This is a genomic window from Cupriavidus sp. R6-3, from assembly GCF_059772245.1.
This window is the reverse complement of the sequence record NZ_JCBAJO010000005.1, coordinates 15,524-31,841: the sequence shown is the minus strand read 5'-3', so window position 1 is coordinate 31,841 and position 16,318 is coordinate 15,524. Positions and strand designations below refer to the sequence as shown.

The 16,318-nt window shown below is 68.2% G+C and carries 13 protein-coding genes; 7 read left to right on the top strand and 6 right to left on the bottom strand.

All coding sequences use genetic code 11. The features are described from left to right. Positions 1–106 precede the first annotated feature (106 nt). On the top strand, positions 107–1,345 hold the full coding sequence (locus tag AC6EI8_RS02180) for an ABC transporter substrate-binding protein (protein ID WP_498381159.1): 1,239 nt from the start codon (positions 107–109) through the stop codon (positions 1,343–1,345). Continuing rightward, positions 1,342–2,418 (top strand): FecCD family ABC transporter permease, encoded by a 1,077-nt coding sequence (locus AC6EI8_RS02175; protein ID WP_498381158.1) that lies wholly within the window; start codon positions 1,342–1,344, stop codon positions 2,416–2,418. Before AC6EI8_RS02180 ends, AC6EI8_RS02175 begins: the two co-directional genes overlap by 4 nt. A 337-nt stretch (positions 2,419–2,755) precedes the next feature. On the opposite strand, the gene AC6EI8_RS02170 is transcribed toward AC6EI8_RS02175, so the two are convergent. Then, positions 2,756–3,640 carry a LysR family transcriptional regulator gene (locus tag AC6EI8_RS02170; RefSeq protein ID WP_498381157.1) on the bottom strand — a complete coding sequence of 295 codons (885 nt, stop codon included), beginning with the start codon at positions 3,638–3,640 and terminating at the stop codon, positions 2,756–2,758. Positions 3,641–3,769: 129 nt separating this feature from the next. Between AC6EI8_RS02170 and AC6EI8_RS02165 the strand changes: the two genes are divergently transcribed. Both AC6EI8_RS02165 and AC6EI8_RS02160 read left to right on the top strand, forming a co-directional pair. Continuing rightward, on the top strand, positions 3,770–4,753 hold the full coding sequence (locus tag AC6EI8_RS02165; protein ID WP_498381156.1) for a Bug family tripartite tricarboxylate transporter substrate binding protein: 984 nt from the start codon (positions 3,770–3,772) through the stop codon (positions 4,751–4,753). A gap of 13 nt (positions 4,754–4,766) precedes the next feature. Then, positions 4,767–6,182, top strand: coding sequence for an FAD-dependent oxidoreductase (locus AC6EI8_RS02160; protein ID WP_226105821.1), 1,416 nt, complete (start codon positions 4,767–4,769; stop codon positions 6,180–6,182). On the opposite strand, the gene AC6EI8_RS02155 is transcribed toward AC6EI8_RS02160, so the two are convergent. From AC6EI8_RS02155 to gtdA, 5 genes are all read right to left on the bottom strand, one after another. Further along, entirely contained in the window at positions 6,179–7,525 is a 1,347-nt protein-coding gene (locus AC6EI8_RS02155) for an MFS transporter (protein WP_498381154.1), read from the bottom strand. The two genes, AC6EI8_RS02160 and AC6EI8_RS02155, sit on opposite strands and share 4 nt — an antisense overlap. A gap of 127 nt (positions 7,526–7,652) precedes the next feature. Beyond that, positions 7,653–8,870, bottom strand: coding sequence for a 3-hydroxybenzoate 6-monooxygenase (locus AC6EI8_RS02150; protein ID WP_265633868.1), 1,218 nt, complete (start codon positions 8,868–8,870; stop codon positions 7,653–7,655). Positions 8,871–8,907: 37 nt separating this feature from the next. Beyond that, a complete protein-coding gene (maiA, locus tag AC6EI8_RS02145) occupies positions 8,908–9,549 on the bottom strand; it encodes a maleylacetoacetate isomerase (protein WP_498381153.1) in 642 nt (213 codons plus the stop codon). A gap of 13 nt (positions 9,550–9,562) precedes the next feature. Then, positions 9,563–10,264, bottom strand: coding sequence for a fumarylacetoacetate hydrolase family protein (locus AC6EI8_RS02140; RefSeq protein WP_498381152.1), 702 nt, complete (start codon positions 10,262–10,264; stop codon positions 9,563–9,565). 97 nt (positions 10,265–10,361) lie between these two features. Beyond that, entirely contained in the window at positions 10,362–11,408 is a 1,047-nt protein-coding gene (gene gtdA / locus AC6EI8_RS02135; protein WP_226105812.1) for a gentisate 1,2-dioxygenase, read from the bottom strand. Positions 11,409–11,598: 190 nt separating this feature from the next. Between gtdA and AC6EI8_RS02130 the strand changes: the two genes are divergently transcribed. The 3 genes from AC6EI8_RS02130 to AC6EI8_RS02120 all read left to right on the top strand — a co-directional run bounded on the left by AC6EI8_RS02130 (position 11,599) and on the right by AC6EI8_RS02120 (position 16,257). Beyond that, complete coding sequence (locus AC6EI8_RS02130; RefSeq protein ID WP_149316022.1) at positions 11,599–12,519, top strand: LysR substrate-binding domain-containing protein; 921 nt, start codon at positions 11,599–11,601, stop codon at positions 12,517–12,519. 211 nt (positions 12,520–12,730) lie between these two features. Continuing rightward, positions 12,731–13,750 carry a Bug family tripartite tricarboxylate transporter substrate binding protein gene (locus AC6EI8_RS02125; RefSeq protein WP_498381151.1) on the top strand — a complete coding sequence of 340 codons (1,020 nt, stop codon included), beginning with the start codon at positions 12,731–12,733 and terminating at the stop codon, positions 13,748–13,750. Between the two features lie 137 nt (positions 13,751–13,887). Beyond that, positions 13,888–16,257: an ATP-dependent DNA helicase gene (locus AC6EI8_RS02120; RefSeq protein WP_498381150.1), complete on the top strand. Its 2,370-nt coding sequence runs from the start codon at positions 13,888–13,890 to the stop codon at positions 16,255–16,257. Positions 16,258–16,318 lie beyond the last annotated feature (61 nt).

Sequence of the window (16,318 nt, the reverse complement as noted above, 5' to 3'; positions counted from 1 at the left end):
CGTGGCGGCAACCGGGGCCGCAACCCGGGCTGCAACCCGGGCTGCAACCCGGGCCGCGATCGCCTCGGCGACCGCGCGGGCCACGGCGTCCGCCATCGCACTGGCCATGCTGCTGTGCGGCTGCACGCGGATCGAAGCTCCGCCGCGCGCCACGTGGCCGACACAGGCCGTCGGCGCCGCCGGTCCCACTGCCAACCTCGATGCCGCCTGCGTCGCCGACTATCGCCCCGGCGTCGACTACTTCCCGCACAAGACGACGTTTTCCCATTCGTCCCAGCTCGAGGTCGAATACGGCCCGCACTACAAGCGCGTGCGCTTCACGCCGAGCGTGGGCACCGGCGAACGGCTCGAATATCTGCTGGTCCAGTGCGGTACGCCGGTGCCGCCGCATCGCGACGACGTACCGGTGATCATGGTGCCGATCCAGCGCCTGGTCACCGGCAACGCGGCCATGCTCGGCGCGCTGGACGAACTGGGCCTGGTGGACCGCCTGTACGGCACGGAAAACGTGCGCAGCGTGACCGTGCCATCGGTGCGGGCGCGGATCGAGCAGGGCAAGGTCCATGATATGTGGGGCTACGGCCATGCCTCGATCGAGCAGGCGATGTCGGTGCAGGCCGATGTCTATCTCAGCTTCTATTCGGCCTATCCGCAGGGCAATATGCATCCGCGCCTGTGGGAGCTGGGCGTGCGTGCGATCGCGCAGGCGGACCATCACGAGCCGCATCCGCTCGGGCGCGCGGAATGGCTCAAGCTGCTGGCGCTGCTGTCGAACCGCGAACAGCGTGCCAACGCGCAGTTCGCGTCGATCGAGGCGGCATATCGCCGGCTGGCCGCGCTGGCGGCGCGTGCGCCGACCCGCCCCGCGGTGATGTCCGGCTTTGCCGCGGGACGACAGAGCTTCGAGACCTTCGGAGCGGACAACCAGCGCGCGCGGCTGATTGCGGACGCGGGCGGACGCTATGTGCTGGACGGCGGCGGCACCGGCAGCCTGGTCTATCTGCCGTTCGAGCGCGTCTATGCGCGCGGCGTCGATGCGCCGGCCTGGCTCGGCACGGTGGGAGGGCGGGCCGATCTCGAAGCGTGGCTTGTCGCCAGTCCGCTGCACGGGCGCTTTGCTGCGGCGGCCGGCCGCAACGTCCATGCATGGGACCGCGGCTATACCGGGGCCTGGGCGTATCCCTACCAGGACCAGAGCATGACGCGGCCGCATATCCAGCTTGCCGAGGCCATCGCGGCGCTGCATCCCGAACTGGCATCCGAAGCGGCCGAGGTCGTCTCAGCCGCGCAAGCCGCCACGCCGACCTCCGATCCCCCCTCTCGATTCCTGCGGAAACTACCGTGACGACCCTGACTTCTGCCACGGCGCCGATGCCGCGGACCTCCATGCGGCGTGCTCCGCTGATCTTCGCCGGCCTGGTGCTGGCCATCGTGGTGTTGCTGCTGACCGAACTCACGCTGGGCGCGGTGGCTGTGCCGCTGCCCGCCGTGCTGCAGGCATTGACCGCGCAGCCGGTCGAGGCCGAGGTCTGGCGCGAGATCGTGCTGGGCTTTCGCCTGCCGCGGGCGATCAACGCGATGGTCAGCGGGGCCGCCCTGGGCGTGTCGGGCCTGCTGCTGCAGACGCTGTTCCGCAATCCGCTGGCCGATCCCTTCGTGCTCGGCATCGTGCACGGCGCGCGGCTGGGCACGGCACTGCTGGTCACCATCGCCGGCGTCGCGGGCAATGCCTTTCTGCTGCGCTACGGACTGGTCGGCGACCTCGGCATGGCACTGGCATCGATCGCCGGCTCCACCGCCGTGCTGGCCTTGCTTGCGGTGCTGTCGCGCCGGGTCGGCACGGTGACGCTGCTGATCACCGGACTGATGCTCGGCTATCTGGCGGTCGGGCTGATCAGCGCCTCGATGCACTTCATCGACGAAACGCAGGCGCGGGCGTTCAAGGCCTGGGACGACGCCAGCTTTGCCGGTGCCACGCGCCGGCAGCTCGAACTGCTGGTGCCCGGGGTAGCGATCGGCCTGCTCGGCAGCCTGTTGCTGGTCAAGCCGCTCAACGGCCTGCTGCTCGGGGAGCGCTATGCCGAATCGATGGGGATTCCGGTGACGCGGGTCAAGCGGGCCGCGTTGCTGGCCACCGCATGGCTGACGGGACTGGTGACGGCCTTCTGCGGACCGGTGGCCTTCCTGGGACTGGTTTCCGCGCAGGTGGCCCGCGCGCTGTGGCGCTGCGCCGACCATCGCGTGCTGCTGCCCGGTGCGGCGCTGGTCGGCGCGGTCCTCGGCCTTGCCGCCGACCTGGTGGTGCATCTGCCGTGGAGCCGGCATGTGTTCCATCTGAATGCGGTGATTGGCCTGGTCGGCGCGCCGGTGGCGCTCTACATGCTGTACCGGACAAAGGCGCTGCATCGCGCCGAATGAGGACTACTGCGGCGGCGGCCTTCACTGAATAAGTGCAATTAACCGCCAGTATTTTCGCCCAACTCCCAAGCCCGCCTGCAATCTGCGCGATCCGGACGGCAACAAGGTCCAGGTGGTCCATCGCGGCGATCTGCCTGCGGTTTCCGCCTGACAGGCAACAGCCGCCGCGGATTTCACTTGCGGCATCGTCGCCGCGCGCCGGTCACCGCCGCACGCGCGATGCGCAGAACAGGCTGACAGCTAGTCCATCGCGGGTCACCGTCCGGCGCTGCCGGTGTGGGTAAGGAGTGGTGTGGATCGCCGGCATGATACGGGCGATCCGCGGCGGCACGACGGCCTAATCGAGAAACAGGTCCGCGATCACCGAACGCAGCCAGCGATTGGCCGGGTCCTGGTGGTAGCGCTCGTGCCAATGCTGCTTGATCGAAAACGTCGGCAGCGGGAAGGGCGGGGCCAGCGCCTTGACGTTGGCGATGCCCATCAGCATTTGCGCCACTCGCTGCGGCACCGTGGCAACCAGGTCCGTATTGGCCAGCAGATTCCCGAGGCCCGGCAGTGTCGGCAGCGACAGCGCGACGTTGCGCGTGACGCGCCGCCGCTCCAGCTCGCGCTCGAGCAGATCGTGCCCGGTGCCGGCCGCGGTGATGGCAACGTGCTTCTCGCGCTTGAACAGCGACACCGTCATGCGCCGATCCACGCGGGGATGGTCCTGTCGCACCACGCAGGCGAAGCCCTGGTAAAACAGCCGCTGCTGGTAGAAGCCGGCCTCCAGCTCCGGCATGAAGCCGACCGCCAGATCGGCCTCGCCGCTTTCGAGCTGCTTCGGCGTGTCCGTGGAGATGCGCATCACTTCCACGCGAATGCCCGGCGCCAGCGCATGCAGTCGGTTCATCAGCCCCGGCAGAAACTGCAGATGACTGATATCGGTCATGCTGATGCGGAAGGTGCGTTCCGATCGAGGCGGGTCGAACACCACCTGCTGCTGCGTGGCGGTGCGCAGGATCGCCAGCGCCTGGCGGAACGGCTGGATCAGCGTCTCCGCATGCGGGGTCGGCAGCATGCCTTCGGCGGTCCTGACGAACAGCGGATCGCCGAACTGCTTGCGCAGGCGGCCAAGCGCCAGGCTGACCGAGGTCTGCGGCAGGCCAAGATGTTCGCCCGCACGCGACACGCTTCGCGTCTTGTACACCTCGTCGAAGATCGCCAGCAGCTTCGTATCCATTATTAAGAATCCCGCTTGCGCCTATGTCAGCCATTGCATGGACGCCATAGTGCCATTGCCCTAATCTTGCCGCAAGGCGCCACCGGATAGCGCGCCGGCATACAAACAAGACATCCTTGGAGACATTGAATGCAAACAGGCAAGCTGGGGAGATGGCTCGCTTGTACCGCGCTGGCCGCGACGGCCGCGGTATCGACGCTTTCCCATGGGCAGGACTGGCCAAGCGGACCGGTGCGCGTGATCGTGCCGTTCGCGGCCGGCTCGACGCCCGATATCACCGCGCGGCTGATCGGCGAACGGCTGACGGCACGGCTGGGGCAGCCGATGGTGGTGGAGAACAAGACGGGCGCCGCCGGCAATATCGGCACCGATGCCATCGCCAAGGCAAAACCCGATGGACAAACGATCGGGCTCAGCATCGCCGGTCCGCTGGCGGTCAATTCGCTGCTGTACGGCAAGATGCCCTATGACCCGGCGCGCGACCTGCAGCCGGTGACCATCGCGACCAGCCAGCCGGCGGTGCTGGTCGTAGCCAATCGCGTCCCGGCGCGCAACGCCGCCGAACTGCTGGCGCTGCTGAAGAAGCAACCGAAGGCATTGAGCTATTCATCGATGGGGGCCGGCACGATCTCGCATCTGGCAGTGGCGGCGCTGGCCGCGCGCAGCGAGGCCGATCCGGTCCATGTGCCGTACCCCGGCTCCGTCGCGGCGGTCACTGCTGTGATCGCCGGCGACGTCGACATGGCGATCCTGCCGGCGGCCACCGTGATGCCGCATGTCAGGAATGGGCGCATCAAGGCGCTGGCGGTGGCCAGCGCGAAGCGTTCGCCCTCGCTGCCGGACCTGCCGACGCTCGCGGAGGCCGGCATCGCCGACGTGCAGGCGGACGCCTGGATCGGCTATGTGGTGCCGGCCGGCACGCCGGCGCCGATCGTCAAGCGGCTGCACGACGAGATCGTCGCGGTGCTGGCGGAACCGGCGCTGCGCGAGAAGCTGCGCCTCCAATTCATGGACCCGGTCGGCAACACGCCCGATGCGTTCCGCCGCGTGATGGCGGAGGACGTCGCACGCTGGAAGCCGGTCATCGAAAAACACAGGATTCGGCTGGACTAGCATGGCAACGACAATGGAAGGTCTCTCTGCTCGCTCTGGGCTCTCTCGCGGGGACACGCTGACCGAGGCGGCGCGCGATGTCCCCGTGCTCGGCCCCTTCGATGTGGTCGTGCTGGGCGGCGGCCCCGCCGGCATCAGCGCGGCCGCGGCGGCGGCCTGCAACGGGGCGCGCGTGCTGCTGGCCGAGCGCTACGGTTTCCTCGGCGGCATGGGCACGGCGGCCGGCGTGACCAACTTCTGCGGCCTGCATGCCAACGTATTCGGCGAGATCCGCCAGGTGGTGCACGGCGTCGCCGACGATCTGCTGATGCGGATGCGCCGGCTCGACGGCCTGAACGAACCGCATCTCGTGCTCGGCAAGATCCACGCACAAGCCTATGACATGTCGGCGTTCAAGTGCGCCGCCGATGCGCTGCTGGCCGACCACGGCGTTCATCTGCTGTTCCATGCGCTGGCCGCCGGCGTCGCGCGGCATGCGGACGGCACGCTCGATGCGCTGCTGCTCGAGACCAAGTCCGGCCGCGTCGCGGTGCGCGCGCGCTGTTTCATCGATTGCTCGGGCGACGCCGACATCGCGCACTGGGCCGGGGTGCCGACCGAGAAGGGCGACGGCCACGGACATATGCTGTACCCCACGCTGATGTTCCGCGTCGGCAATGTCGATGCGCAACGCGCGGGCGAGGCCTGGAAGACGATCCCGGCGTTGATGGACGAGGCCGAGGCCGCCGGGGAATTCCGCTTCCCGCGGCGCGGCGCGGTGGTCCGCCCGCAGAAGCATCCTTACGAGTGGCGCGTCAACGTGACCCAGCTGCGCAAGCTCGACGGCTCGGCAACCGACGGCACCGATGCGCAGTCGCTGAGCGAAGGAGAGATCGAGGGCCGCCGCCAGATCGTCGAGTACCTGCGCTTCCTGCGCACCAGGGTGCCAGGCTTCGAGAACGCCTACGCGCTCGACATCGCGCCGCAGCTCGGCATCCGCGAAACGCGCCGCCTGATCGGCGAAACCATGCTGAGCGCCGACGATGTGCTTAACTGCGCGGATTTCCCCGATGCGATCGGCGTCAACGGCTGGCCGCTGGAAAAGCATGTGGCCGGCGACGTGCAATGGGTCTGGCCGCCGATTCCGGATTCGCGCGGCTACAACCAGCTGCCATACCGGATGCTGCTGCCTCGCCGCGCCAGCGCGGGTGGCGTCGACAACCTGCTGGTGGCGGGCCGCTGCGCGTCGATGACGCATGACGGGCAATCGGCCGCGCGCGTGTCCGGCGCCTGCTTCGTGATGGGCCAGGCGGCCGGCACCGCAGCCGCGCTGGCGGTGCGCGACGGCCGTTCGCCGCACGACATCGACGTGGCGGAACTGCAGGCCTTGCTGGTCAAGCAGGGCGCCTTTCTCGGCGAAGCGAAATATGAGCGCTTGAAGCGCGCCTAGCCCTGCACCGCGGGTATCGCCGCTCGGCCGCCCGGATGCCCGCGGCCGAGCACCAGCATCGTCAGGCCGGCCAGTACAGCCGGAATGCCGACCAGCACGAACAGCGCCGGCATGCCCAGACCCAGCGACAGCATCGCGCCGCCGCCGACGGAGCCGACCACCGAGCCGATGCGCCCCACGCCGTTGGCCCAACTGACACCGGTCGCGCGGCAATCGGTCGGATAGTAGGCCGCCGACAGCGCGTTGGCGCCGACCTGGGAGCCGGACACGCAGAAGCCGGCCCAGAACACGGCGACGGCGGCCAGCACCGGGCTCGCGGTCACATTGCCGATCAGGGCGGTGAAAACGCCGGCCAGCGTGTAGCTCGCGGCCAGCACGTAGTGCGGGTTCAGCCGGTCCATCAGCCAGCCGAGCACGATGGCGCCCACGGTGCCGCCGACCTGGAACATCGCGGTCACCAGCGCCGCGTGCTTCAGCGAGATGCCGGTGCCGCGCAGCACGGTCGGCAGCCAGCTCGACAGCAGGTAGATCACCAGCAGGCTCATGAAGAAGGCGAACCACAGCAGCAAGGTGCCGCGCAACAGATCGGGACGGAACAGATGCCAGACCGGCGAGCCGGCCTGCGCGCGCGGCGGCACCATGAAGCCGGCGTCGCGCAGGTCCGCGTTGCGGTCGATCCGCTGCAGCGTCGCGGCGACGCGATCGAGCTTCTTGCCCACGGTCACCAGATAACGGACCGACTCGGGCAGCAGCACCAGCAGTACCGGCACCAGCAGCAGCGGCAGCACGCCGCCGACCACCAGCACGGAGCGCCAGCCATACGATTCGATCAGGCCCGCGGAGGCCAGCCCGCCGAGCGCCGAGCCGATCGTGAAGCCGCAGAACATCGTCGTCACCAGGAACGAGCGGCGTTTGTCGGGACAGTATTCCGAGGTCAGCGTGATCGCGTTGGGCATCGCGCCGCCCAGCCCAAGGCCGGTGATGAAGCGCAGCGCGATCAGCTCCCACAGCGAGTTCGACCAGGCCGATACCAGGCTGGCCACGCCGAAGAACAGCACGCTGAAGACCAGCACCGTCTTGCGGCCGTAGCGGTCCGACAGCGGGCCGAACAGGAAGGCGCCACCCATCAGGCCGGCCAGGCCCGCGCCGAACAGCGGCCCCAGTTGTGCCGGGCTCAACTGCCATTCGCTGCGGATGGCGGGCGCGATGAAGCCGATCGCGGCGGTATCGAAGCCGTCGATGGCGACGACGAGGAAGCACAGTACGACGATCAGGATCTGGAACGGCGATAACGGCGCTTCGTCGATGAAGCGCGTCACGTCGATGGCGGCGGGGCGCGGCATGGTTGTCTCCGGATTCTGGTTTTGAATGGATGAGCTGGGGCGCCGCCGTCTCCGTGGGGAGGCGGCGGGACTACGTGGTCCAGCAAGAGCTTCAACGAAACGTCGAGCGACGAAATATCGAGCCGGGCTAGCCCGGGCGCTGGCCCGGAGCCTTCAGGCAATCCTGCGCGCGCCATCCATGCAGCCAGGCCAGCGCGTCGTAGAACTGCTCCTGCGTGCGGTCGACCCACAACGAATTGCGCACCAGCCGTTCGACGCCCTTGGCGTGGTAGATCCGGCCCATTTCGCGGGCGGAATACAGCACGCGCGCCGTGCGCGGAATCCGGACCTTGTCGTACAGCGCGAACGCGGCCTCGAAGTCGCCGTCGCAGTGCTCGACCGCGGCGCCCAGCGTCACCGCGTCCTCCAGCGCCTGGCAGGCGCCCTGCGCGAGGTATTGCGTCATCGGATGGGCGGCGTCGCCCAGCAGCGTGGCGCGGCCGAAGCTCCAGCGCTCGACCGGATCGCGGTCGGCCGTCGCCCAGCGTTTCCACGAGGTCGGACGATGCAGCATCTGATGCGGGCGCGGATGGATGCCTTCGAAGTAGGACAGCACTTCCTCCTTGCTGCCCTCGCGCACGCCCCACACCTCCTGCTCGCGGCTATGGAACGTCACCACCAGGTTGTACTGCTGGCCGCCGCGCAGCGGGTAGTGGACCAGATGGCAATGGGGACCCGCCCAGACCACCGGCGCATTGATGCGCAGGTCCTGCGGCATGTCCTCCAGTTCGACGACCGCGCGATAGACCACGTGGCCGGTGACGCGTGGCTCGTCGCCCAGCAGCACCTGGCGCACGGCCGATTTGACGCCGTCGCAGCCGATCACGGCGTCCGCGCGGTGCCGCTCGCCGCGCTGGTCGATCACGGTGACGCCGTTGTCGTCCTGCTCGAGGCCCTCGACCCGCGTGGCCGTGCGGAAGCGGATCAGCGGATGGTCCTGCACCGCTTCGAGGATCGACAGATGGATGTCGGCGCGATGGATCACGGCATAGGGGTTGCCGAATCGCTGGCGATAGCGCGCGCCGACGTCGACCACCGCGACCTCGCTGGCATCGACCGCGTCCATCAGCATCAAATGGTCGGTGAATACCGAGCGGTTGCGCGCTGCCTCGCCGACCCCGAGCGCGTCCAGCGCGGCGAAGGCATTGGCCGCGAGCTGGATGCCCGCGCCGATCTCGCCGATCTGTTCGGCCTGTTCCAGCAATTCGATGCGGATGCCCTGCCGCGCGAGGGCCAGCGCCGCGGCCAGGCCGCCGATGCCGCCGCCGACCACGATGACCTTGCGGTCCTGTTGTGTTGTGTTCATCGATGTCTCCTGTCCCGCTCCTCGGGCAGCATGGCGCTCAGCCTTGATAGTCCGGCTGCCGGCGCGGCTCGGCGGCGCGGAAGGCCGGATGCTCGGCCGCATGGCGGTAGACCGCCATCGTCAGCGGAAAGCGCTCGGTGTCGCAGCCCATGCGCTGCGCGTTGGCGATCTGGGGCACCAGGCAGCAGTCCGCCAGCGTTGGCTGGTCGCCGAAGCACCACGGGCCGGCCGCGCGCTTGGCCAGCAGCCGTTCGACCATGGCCAGGCCCTCGTCGACCCAGTGCCGGTACCACGCATCCTTCTGCTCCGGCGATACGCCCAGCGTGTCCTGCAGATAGCGCAGCACGCGCAGATTGTTGACCGGATGGATGTCGCAGGCGATCGCATACGACAGCTCCAGCACGCGCGCCCGCGCTTCGGGGTCGGCGGGGATCAGCCGCGGTTCCGGATGGCGCGCATCGAGGTAGTCGACGATCGCCAGCGATTGCCCCAGGTGCATGTCGCCGTCGGCCAGCGCCGGCACGCTGGCCGAGGGATTGATCCGCTCGACATAGCCGGCGTCGCGATGCGCGCCGTTGCGGATATTGACCGGCACGTAGTCGTAGGGCAGGCCCTTCAGCGCGAGCGCGATCCGCACGCGGTAGGACGTCGAGCTGTTGAAGAAGCTGTGCAGCTGCATGATCGGCTTCCGCTCAGACGATGCGCACCGACAGTTCGCCGAGTCCCTGCACGCCGGCCACCATTTGCTGTCCCGGCTTCACCGCGCCGACGCCTTCCGGCGTGCCGGTAAAGATCAGGTCGCCCGCTTGCAGGCGGAAGTACTGCGACAGGCAGGCCACCGTTTCCGCGACCGACCAGATCAAATGCGAGACATTGCTGCGCTGGCGCGTCTCGCCATCGACGGTCAGCCACAGCTCGGCCTGCTCGGGGTGGCCGACGTTGGCGGCGCGATGCAGCGGGCCGATCGGTGCCGATGCATCGAAGGCCTTGCCGATTTCCCAGGGGCGGCCCATCTCGCGCATCTTCATCTGCAGGTCGCGCCGGGTCATGTCGAGACCCACCGCATAGCCCCAGACGTGGTCGAGCGCCTGCTCGACCGGAATATCGCTGCCGCCACGGCCGATCGCGGCCACCAGTTCCGCTTCGTAGTGATAGTTCTGCGTCTGCGAGGGGTAGGGCAGCGACAGCGTGTCGCCGTAGGCCACCGGAATCACCGCGTCGGCCGGCTTGCAGAAGAAGAACGGCGGCTCGCGGTCCGGATCGAAGCCCATTTCACGGGCATGCGCGGCGTAGTTGCGGCCGACGCAGTAGACGCGACGGACGGGGAAGCGGTCATCGCCGCTGCCGGCGACCGGAATGGCGACGGTGGGCGCCGGATCGAAAACATAGGGCATGGGAAGTCCTTGCAGGATCGTATCGTTCAGGAATGGAATGCGCGGATGACGGGCGCGGCGGTATGCCCCGCGCACGCCGGTGTCCCAATGCAGGCGGTCAGAGCCGTTCCTCGCGCAGCAGATTCAATGCGCTGAGCACAGGGCGGTCCGAATAGCTGAACAGCACCGCGTCCTCGACGCACGCCAGCTGCACCGGCTGCCACGATGGCGCGACGAAGATGTCGCGTGGCTCGAACTGGAACTGCATCTCGCCGATGCGCGCGGTGCCGCGGCCCTCGACGACGCTGTAGACCGTTGCGTCGGTGCTGCGATAGGTGCGGCCCTGGAAGCCCGCCGGCAGCAGCTGCATGAAGGTGGCCATGGTCGGCATCGGCCAGCCGCCGGTGGCGGGATTGACGTAGCGCAGCTTGACGCCGTCCCACGGGTCCAGGTCGCCATGGCGATAGAGCTGGTCCAGCGCCTCGCGCGTCCTCGCGTACGGATAGCTGAAGATCGGCGAACTGCCGCCGGTTGGCTGGTGGCGCACCGGCACCATGTTGTTGCCGAAGCGCGCGAAGCTGTTGCCCTCGGGCCGCGTGACCGGCTGCACGGCTTCGGGATAGCTCTCGGCAAAGCCGGCATCGAGCTGCAGCAGCAGCGGGATATCGAGTCCGTCGAGCCAGACCACCGGTTCGCCACCGTCGGACTCGATTGGATTGCCGTGGTCATGCCAGGTCCACGACGGCGTGATGATGAAATCGCCGGGATGCATCGTCGTGCGTTCGCCGTCGACCGCGGTCCACGCGCCCTGGCCCTCGACGATGAAGCGCAGCGCGGACTGCGTATGGCGATGGCTGGGCGCGATTTCGCCGGGCAGGATCAGTTGCAGGCCCGCGTACAGCGTCGACGTAATGCTCGATTTGCCGCGCAGGCCGGGGTTTTCGAGCACCAGCACGCGGCGTACCGCTTCGTCGGCGCTGATTACCGAACCCGCCTGCATCACCAGCGGACGGATCTGCTCGTATTTCCAGATCGCCGGCTGCGCTTTCGGCTGCGGTTGCGGCGGCACCAGCGCGTGCAGCGATTCCCACAGCGGCGCCATATGGCTGCGTCCGATCTGCTCGTAATAGGCCGCGCGGGCGATATCCCGCTTGCTGTTCGACATCGAGGTCTCCAATCGAGAAGGCACCGGCGGAGGCCCCCATCTCCCGTCTGCGGATGAGAGGCAGGGGGGCTTGTCCGCGTCATTCGTCGTTATTCGTTGGTTGGAACTGTAGCCGTGCAGGTATATTTCGAAAAATGAATTGTTGATCTGATCCATACGAATATGGATATGACTGGGAGGGTTTTCCCTGATGGATTGGACACACAGGCTGCGGCTTCGCAACCTGCAAATGCTGTTGAGCCTGGCCGAGACCGGCAACATGAGCCAGACCGCGGCGGCGCTCAATACCACGCAGCCCGGCCTGTCGAAGTGGCTGCGGGAGCTCGAGGAGGACATCGGCCTGCCGCTGTTCGAGCGGCACGCGCGCGGCCTGCGGCCGACGCCTTACGGCGAATCGCTGATCGAACATGCGCGCCGCATCGAAGCGCAGCTCGATAGCGCGCGCGACGATCTGCAGGCGCTGCGCGATGGCGGCAGCGGCCTCGTGGTGATCGGCACCTCCGGCGCATCGGCGGCCGATACCGTGCCGCTGGCGGTGGTGCGGCTGCTCAAGGCGATGCCCGGCGCGCAGATCCGCCTGGTCGAGAGCACGATGGATGAGCTGATGAGCCGGCTCGCGCGCGGCGAGCTCGACATCGTGGTCGGGCGCTCCGCGCCCGAGTTGCAGGACGCGCGCCTGCGTACCGAAGCGCTGTACATGGAGCCGATCCACTTCGTCGCGCGCCCCAAGCATCCACTGCTGGCGATGGCGGCGCTCGACTGGAACGCGCTCGAATCGTTCCAATGGGTGATCTGGCCACGCGGCACGCCGATCCGCAATGCGCTCGAATCCGCGTTGGCGGCGGCCGGGCGCCCGTTGCCCGCGCGCTGCGTCGAGTCCAATTCGACCATCCTGAACCTGACGCTGCTGAACCATACGAACATGATCGGCGTCGCCTCGCACCGCACCGCGCGCCGTCTTGAGGATCTGGGCGCGCTGCGCATCGTGCCGTTGCGGCTGTCGGGCTTCGGCTCGGTGTCGATGTATTGGCGCGAGGACAGCTTCCGCCGCGGCGCGGTGGTGGCCGCGCTCGATGCCTTGCGCGAAGCGGGCGGGGGTGGCAGCGTGTGACGGTGGTCTGCCGTCTCGAACGGTCCCACGCGCACGTGCGGATTGGATATGATGGCGCCCGCCGGCTTGCATCGGCTTCGGCTTCGGCTTCGGCATCGGCTTCGGCTTCGGCTTCGGCTTCGGCTTCGGCTTCGGCTTCGGCATCGGCCTGCGAGCCGCAACAACGACAACAACGAACGCAAATCATCACCACACGAAAGGAGACCGCCTCATGACGCCAATCACGCCCATGACGCCTCGCGCCCGCCATCTTCCCCGCCGTACCGTTCTCGCCATCGCGCTCGCCGGCCTGGCCACGGCAATGCTTGGACTGCCGAAGCCCGCTAGCGCGGCCGACTATCCGACCAAGCCGATCCGCTTCATCGTGCCCTACGCCGCGGGCGGCACCACCGACCTGGTGGCACGCACCGTCGGCCAACGTGTCGCCGAGAAGCTGGGCCAGCCCGTGGTGATCGAGAACCGGCCGGGCGCCGGCGGCAATATCGGCATGGAGGCCGTGGCCAAGGCGGCGCCGGACGGCTATACGATCGGCTTCGGCGCGATTTCTACCAATGCGCTGAACCCGCATATCTACAAGGCGATGCCCTTCGATCCGCGCCGCGATTTCACCGCGGTGAGCTTGCTCGGTACGTCGACCATCGTGCTGGAGGTCGGCAATCAGCTGCCGGTCAAGACCGTCGCCGAGCTGGTGGCGTGGGCCAAGCGCAATCCCGGGCTGACCTACGCGACCGCGGGCACCGGCACCTCGATGCATCTGGCCGGCGCGATGTTTGCGCAGATGACGGGCACCAGCCTGACCCACGTGCCGTACAAGGGCAGCAGCCCGGCAATCAACGACATGCTGGGCGGACATATCCCCGTGATGTTCGACAACCTGCCGGCCTCGCTGCCGCATATCCAGGCCGGCAAGCTGCGCGCGCTGGCGGTGGCGGGCACCACGCGCTCGCCGGCATTGCCCAATGTGCCGACGCTGGCCGAGGCGGGACTGGCCGGCTATTCGGTCGACCCGTGGTTCGGCGTGTACGGGCCCGCCGGCATGCCGGCCGACATCGTGCAGAAGCTCAATGCGGCGTTCGTCGAGGCGCTGGGCAGTGCGCCGGTGCGCGACAAGCTGGTGCAGGCCGGCTTCAACCCGAAGTCGTCGAGCGCCGCCGAGCTGCAAGCGCTGACGCAGGCGGAATACGAGAAGTTCGGCAAGGTGGCGCGCAGCGCGAATATCACGGTGGATTGATCGCGCCAATGCGGTGGTGACGCCGGGACATCGACACGCCGGTCGCGTACCTGTATATTTATACAGTCCATTTCGGCCCCAACGAACGACGTCAACGAAGGGCCTCACCGAAATGGCGCGATCCCCTGCCGTTATCGATGCCCGCCGCTGTTACTGCCACTCCGCCCAATTCTTCCGCCATCGCCCAGGACCGGCTCCCCGCTTCGCCGTGCGGGGAAGTCGGGCCAGTGGTGGCGGCCGACGACGAACCGCGCTACATCGTCGCGGTCCGCACGCTTTGCGAATTCACCGCCCGCGCCGGCGATCTGGACCTGCGGTTCACCCCTTCGCCGACCGCGCTGGAGGGCGTGGCGGGCCATGCCACCGTGACGTCCCGCCGGCCTGCCGGCTATCGGACCGAAATCGCGCTGAGCGGTGACTTCGGTCCGCTGCGCGTGCGCGGCCGTGCCGACGGCTACGATCCGGCGCTGCGGCGGCTCGAGGAAATCAAGACCGTGCGCGGCGATGCGGCCGAGGTGCCGGCCCATCATCGGCATCTGCATTGGGCGCAGGCCAAGGTCTACGGCTGGCTGATGTGCCAGCGCGAGGCGCTCGACGATATCGACATCGCGGTGGTCTATTTCGATATCGTCAGCGGGCGCGAGCGAACCGAGGCGCAGCGCTTTACCGCGGTGGCGCTGCGCGACGGCTTCGAGGCGCAATGCCGTGCCTTCATCGGCTGGGCCGAGCAGGAGCTGGCGCATCGCGCCGAGCGCGATCTGTCGCTGGAGGCGCTTGCCTTTCCGCATGCCGGATTCCGGGCCGGCCAGCGCGAACTCGCCGAATCGGTCTATCGCGCGAACCTCTCCGGCCGCTGCCTGCTCGCGCAGGCGCCCACCGGAATCGGCAAGACGGTCGGCACGATCTTCCCCGCGCTGAAGGCGATGCCGAAGCAGAAGATCGACAAGCTGTTCGTGTTGTCGGCCCGCTCGACCGGCCGGGCGCTGGCGCTGGAAGCCGCACGCGGGCTGGCCGCGCAGCGGGAAGCGATGCCCCTGCGCGTGCTGGAGATGGTGGCCCGCGACAAGGCCTGCGAATATCCGGGCCGTGCCTGCCACGGCGAAGCGTGTCCGCTGGCGCGCGGCTTCCATGACCGCCTGGCGGCGGCGCGTACGCAGGCGGCGCAGCAGACAATGCTGGACCGCGGCCACATCCGCCAGATCGCGCTGGCCCACGACATCTGCCCGTACTACCTGAGCCAGGAAATGGCGCGCTGGAGCGATGTGGTGGTGGCCGACTACAACTACTACTTCGACCGCACGGCGCTGCTGCATGCCTTTGCGCTGCACGACGGCTGGCGCGTCAGCGTGCTGGTCGACGAGGCCCATCAATTGCCGGAGCGGGCGCGCGACATGTACAGCGCCACGCTCGATCAGGCCGAATTCCGCGCGCTGCGGCGGCAGGCGCCGGTGGAGCTGCGCCGCGCGTTCGATCGCGTCGGCCGCCAATGGAATGCCGCGGCGAAGATGTTGGCCGGCGACTATCGGGCCGAGGCGAAAGTCCCGGCGCCGTTGCTCGATGCCTTCGAAGGGCTGTGCGCTGCGTTGCTGGAACGGTTCACGGAGCGGCCCACCGAGCAGGACCCGGCGCTGCAGCGCTTCTATTTCGATGTGCTGCAATTCTGCCGGCTCGCCGAACAGATCGGTCCGCATTCCGTGTTCGACATGACGCGCATGCCGGCGCGCGGCGCGCACGGCAATGTCCGTCTGGGGGTACGCAACCTGGTGCCGGCGCATTTCCTGCGGCCGCGACTGGCGGCGGCGCATTCGGTCTCGCTGTTCTCGGCCACGCTGGCGCCGGCCTCCTACTACGCGGATATGCTGGGCCTGCCGGAGCGATGGGTCTGGCACGAGGTGCCGTCGCCCTTCCAGCCGGACCAGCTGCGCGTTCGCGTCGCGTCGCATATTTCGACCCGCTTCGCGCATCGGCAGCGCTCGCTGCCCGATATCGTCGAACTGATCGCCGCGCAGTATCGCGACAGTCCGGGCAACTATCTCGCGTTCTTCAGCAGCCACGACTACCTGGGCGATGCGCTGGCCCTGTTCGCGCAGCGGCACGCCGATATCCCGAGCTGGTCGCAGGCGCGCGGCATGGGCGAGGCCGAGCAGGCCGAATTCCTCGCCGCCTTCCGGCCCGGCGGCCGCGGCGTGGGTTTTGCCGTATTGGGCGGGCCTTTTGCCGAGGGCGTCGATCTCCCAGGCGACCGCCTGATCGGTGCCATCGTCGCCACGCTTGGCCTACCCCAGTTCAATCCGGTCAACGAGCAGCTGCGCAGCCGGCTGGAGGACACGTTCGGCGACGGCTATGCCTACGCGTACCTGTATCCAGGCCTGCGCAAGGTCGTGCAGGCGGCGGGCAGGGTGATCCGCACCAGCGAGGACCGCGGCGTGGTGTATCTGATCGACGACCGGTTTGCGCAGCGGTCGGTGCGGGAGTTGTTGCCGAGATGGTGGCGGGTCGATGCGTAATTCGGGAGCGGCCATGCGCATGCTGGTGTGCCTAAGAAGGCATTAGCATTCGGTTTGCTCT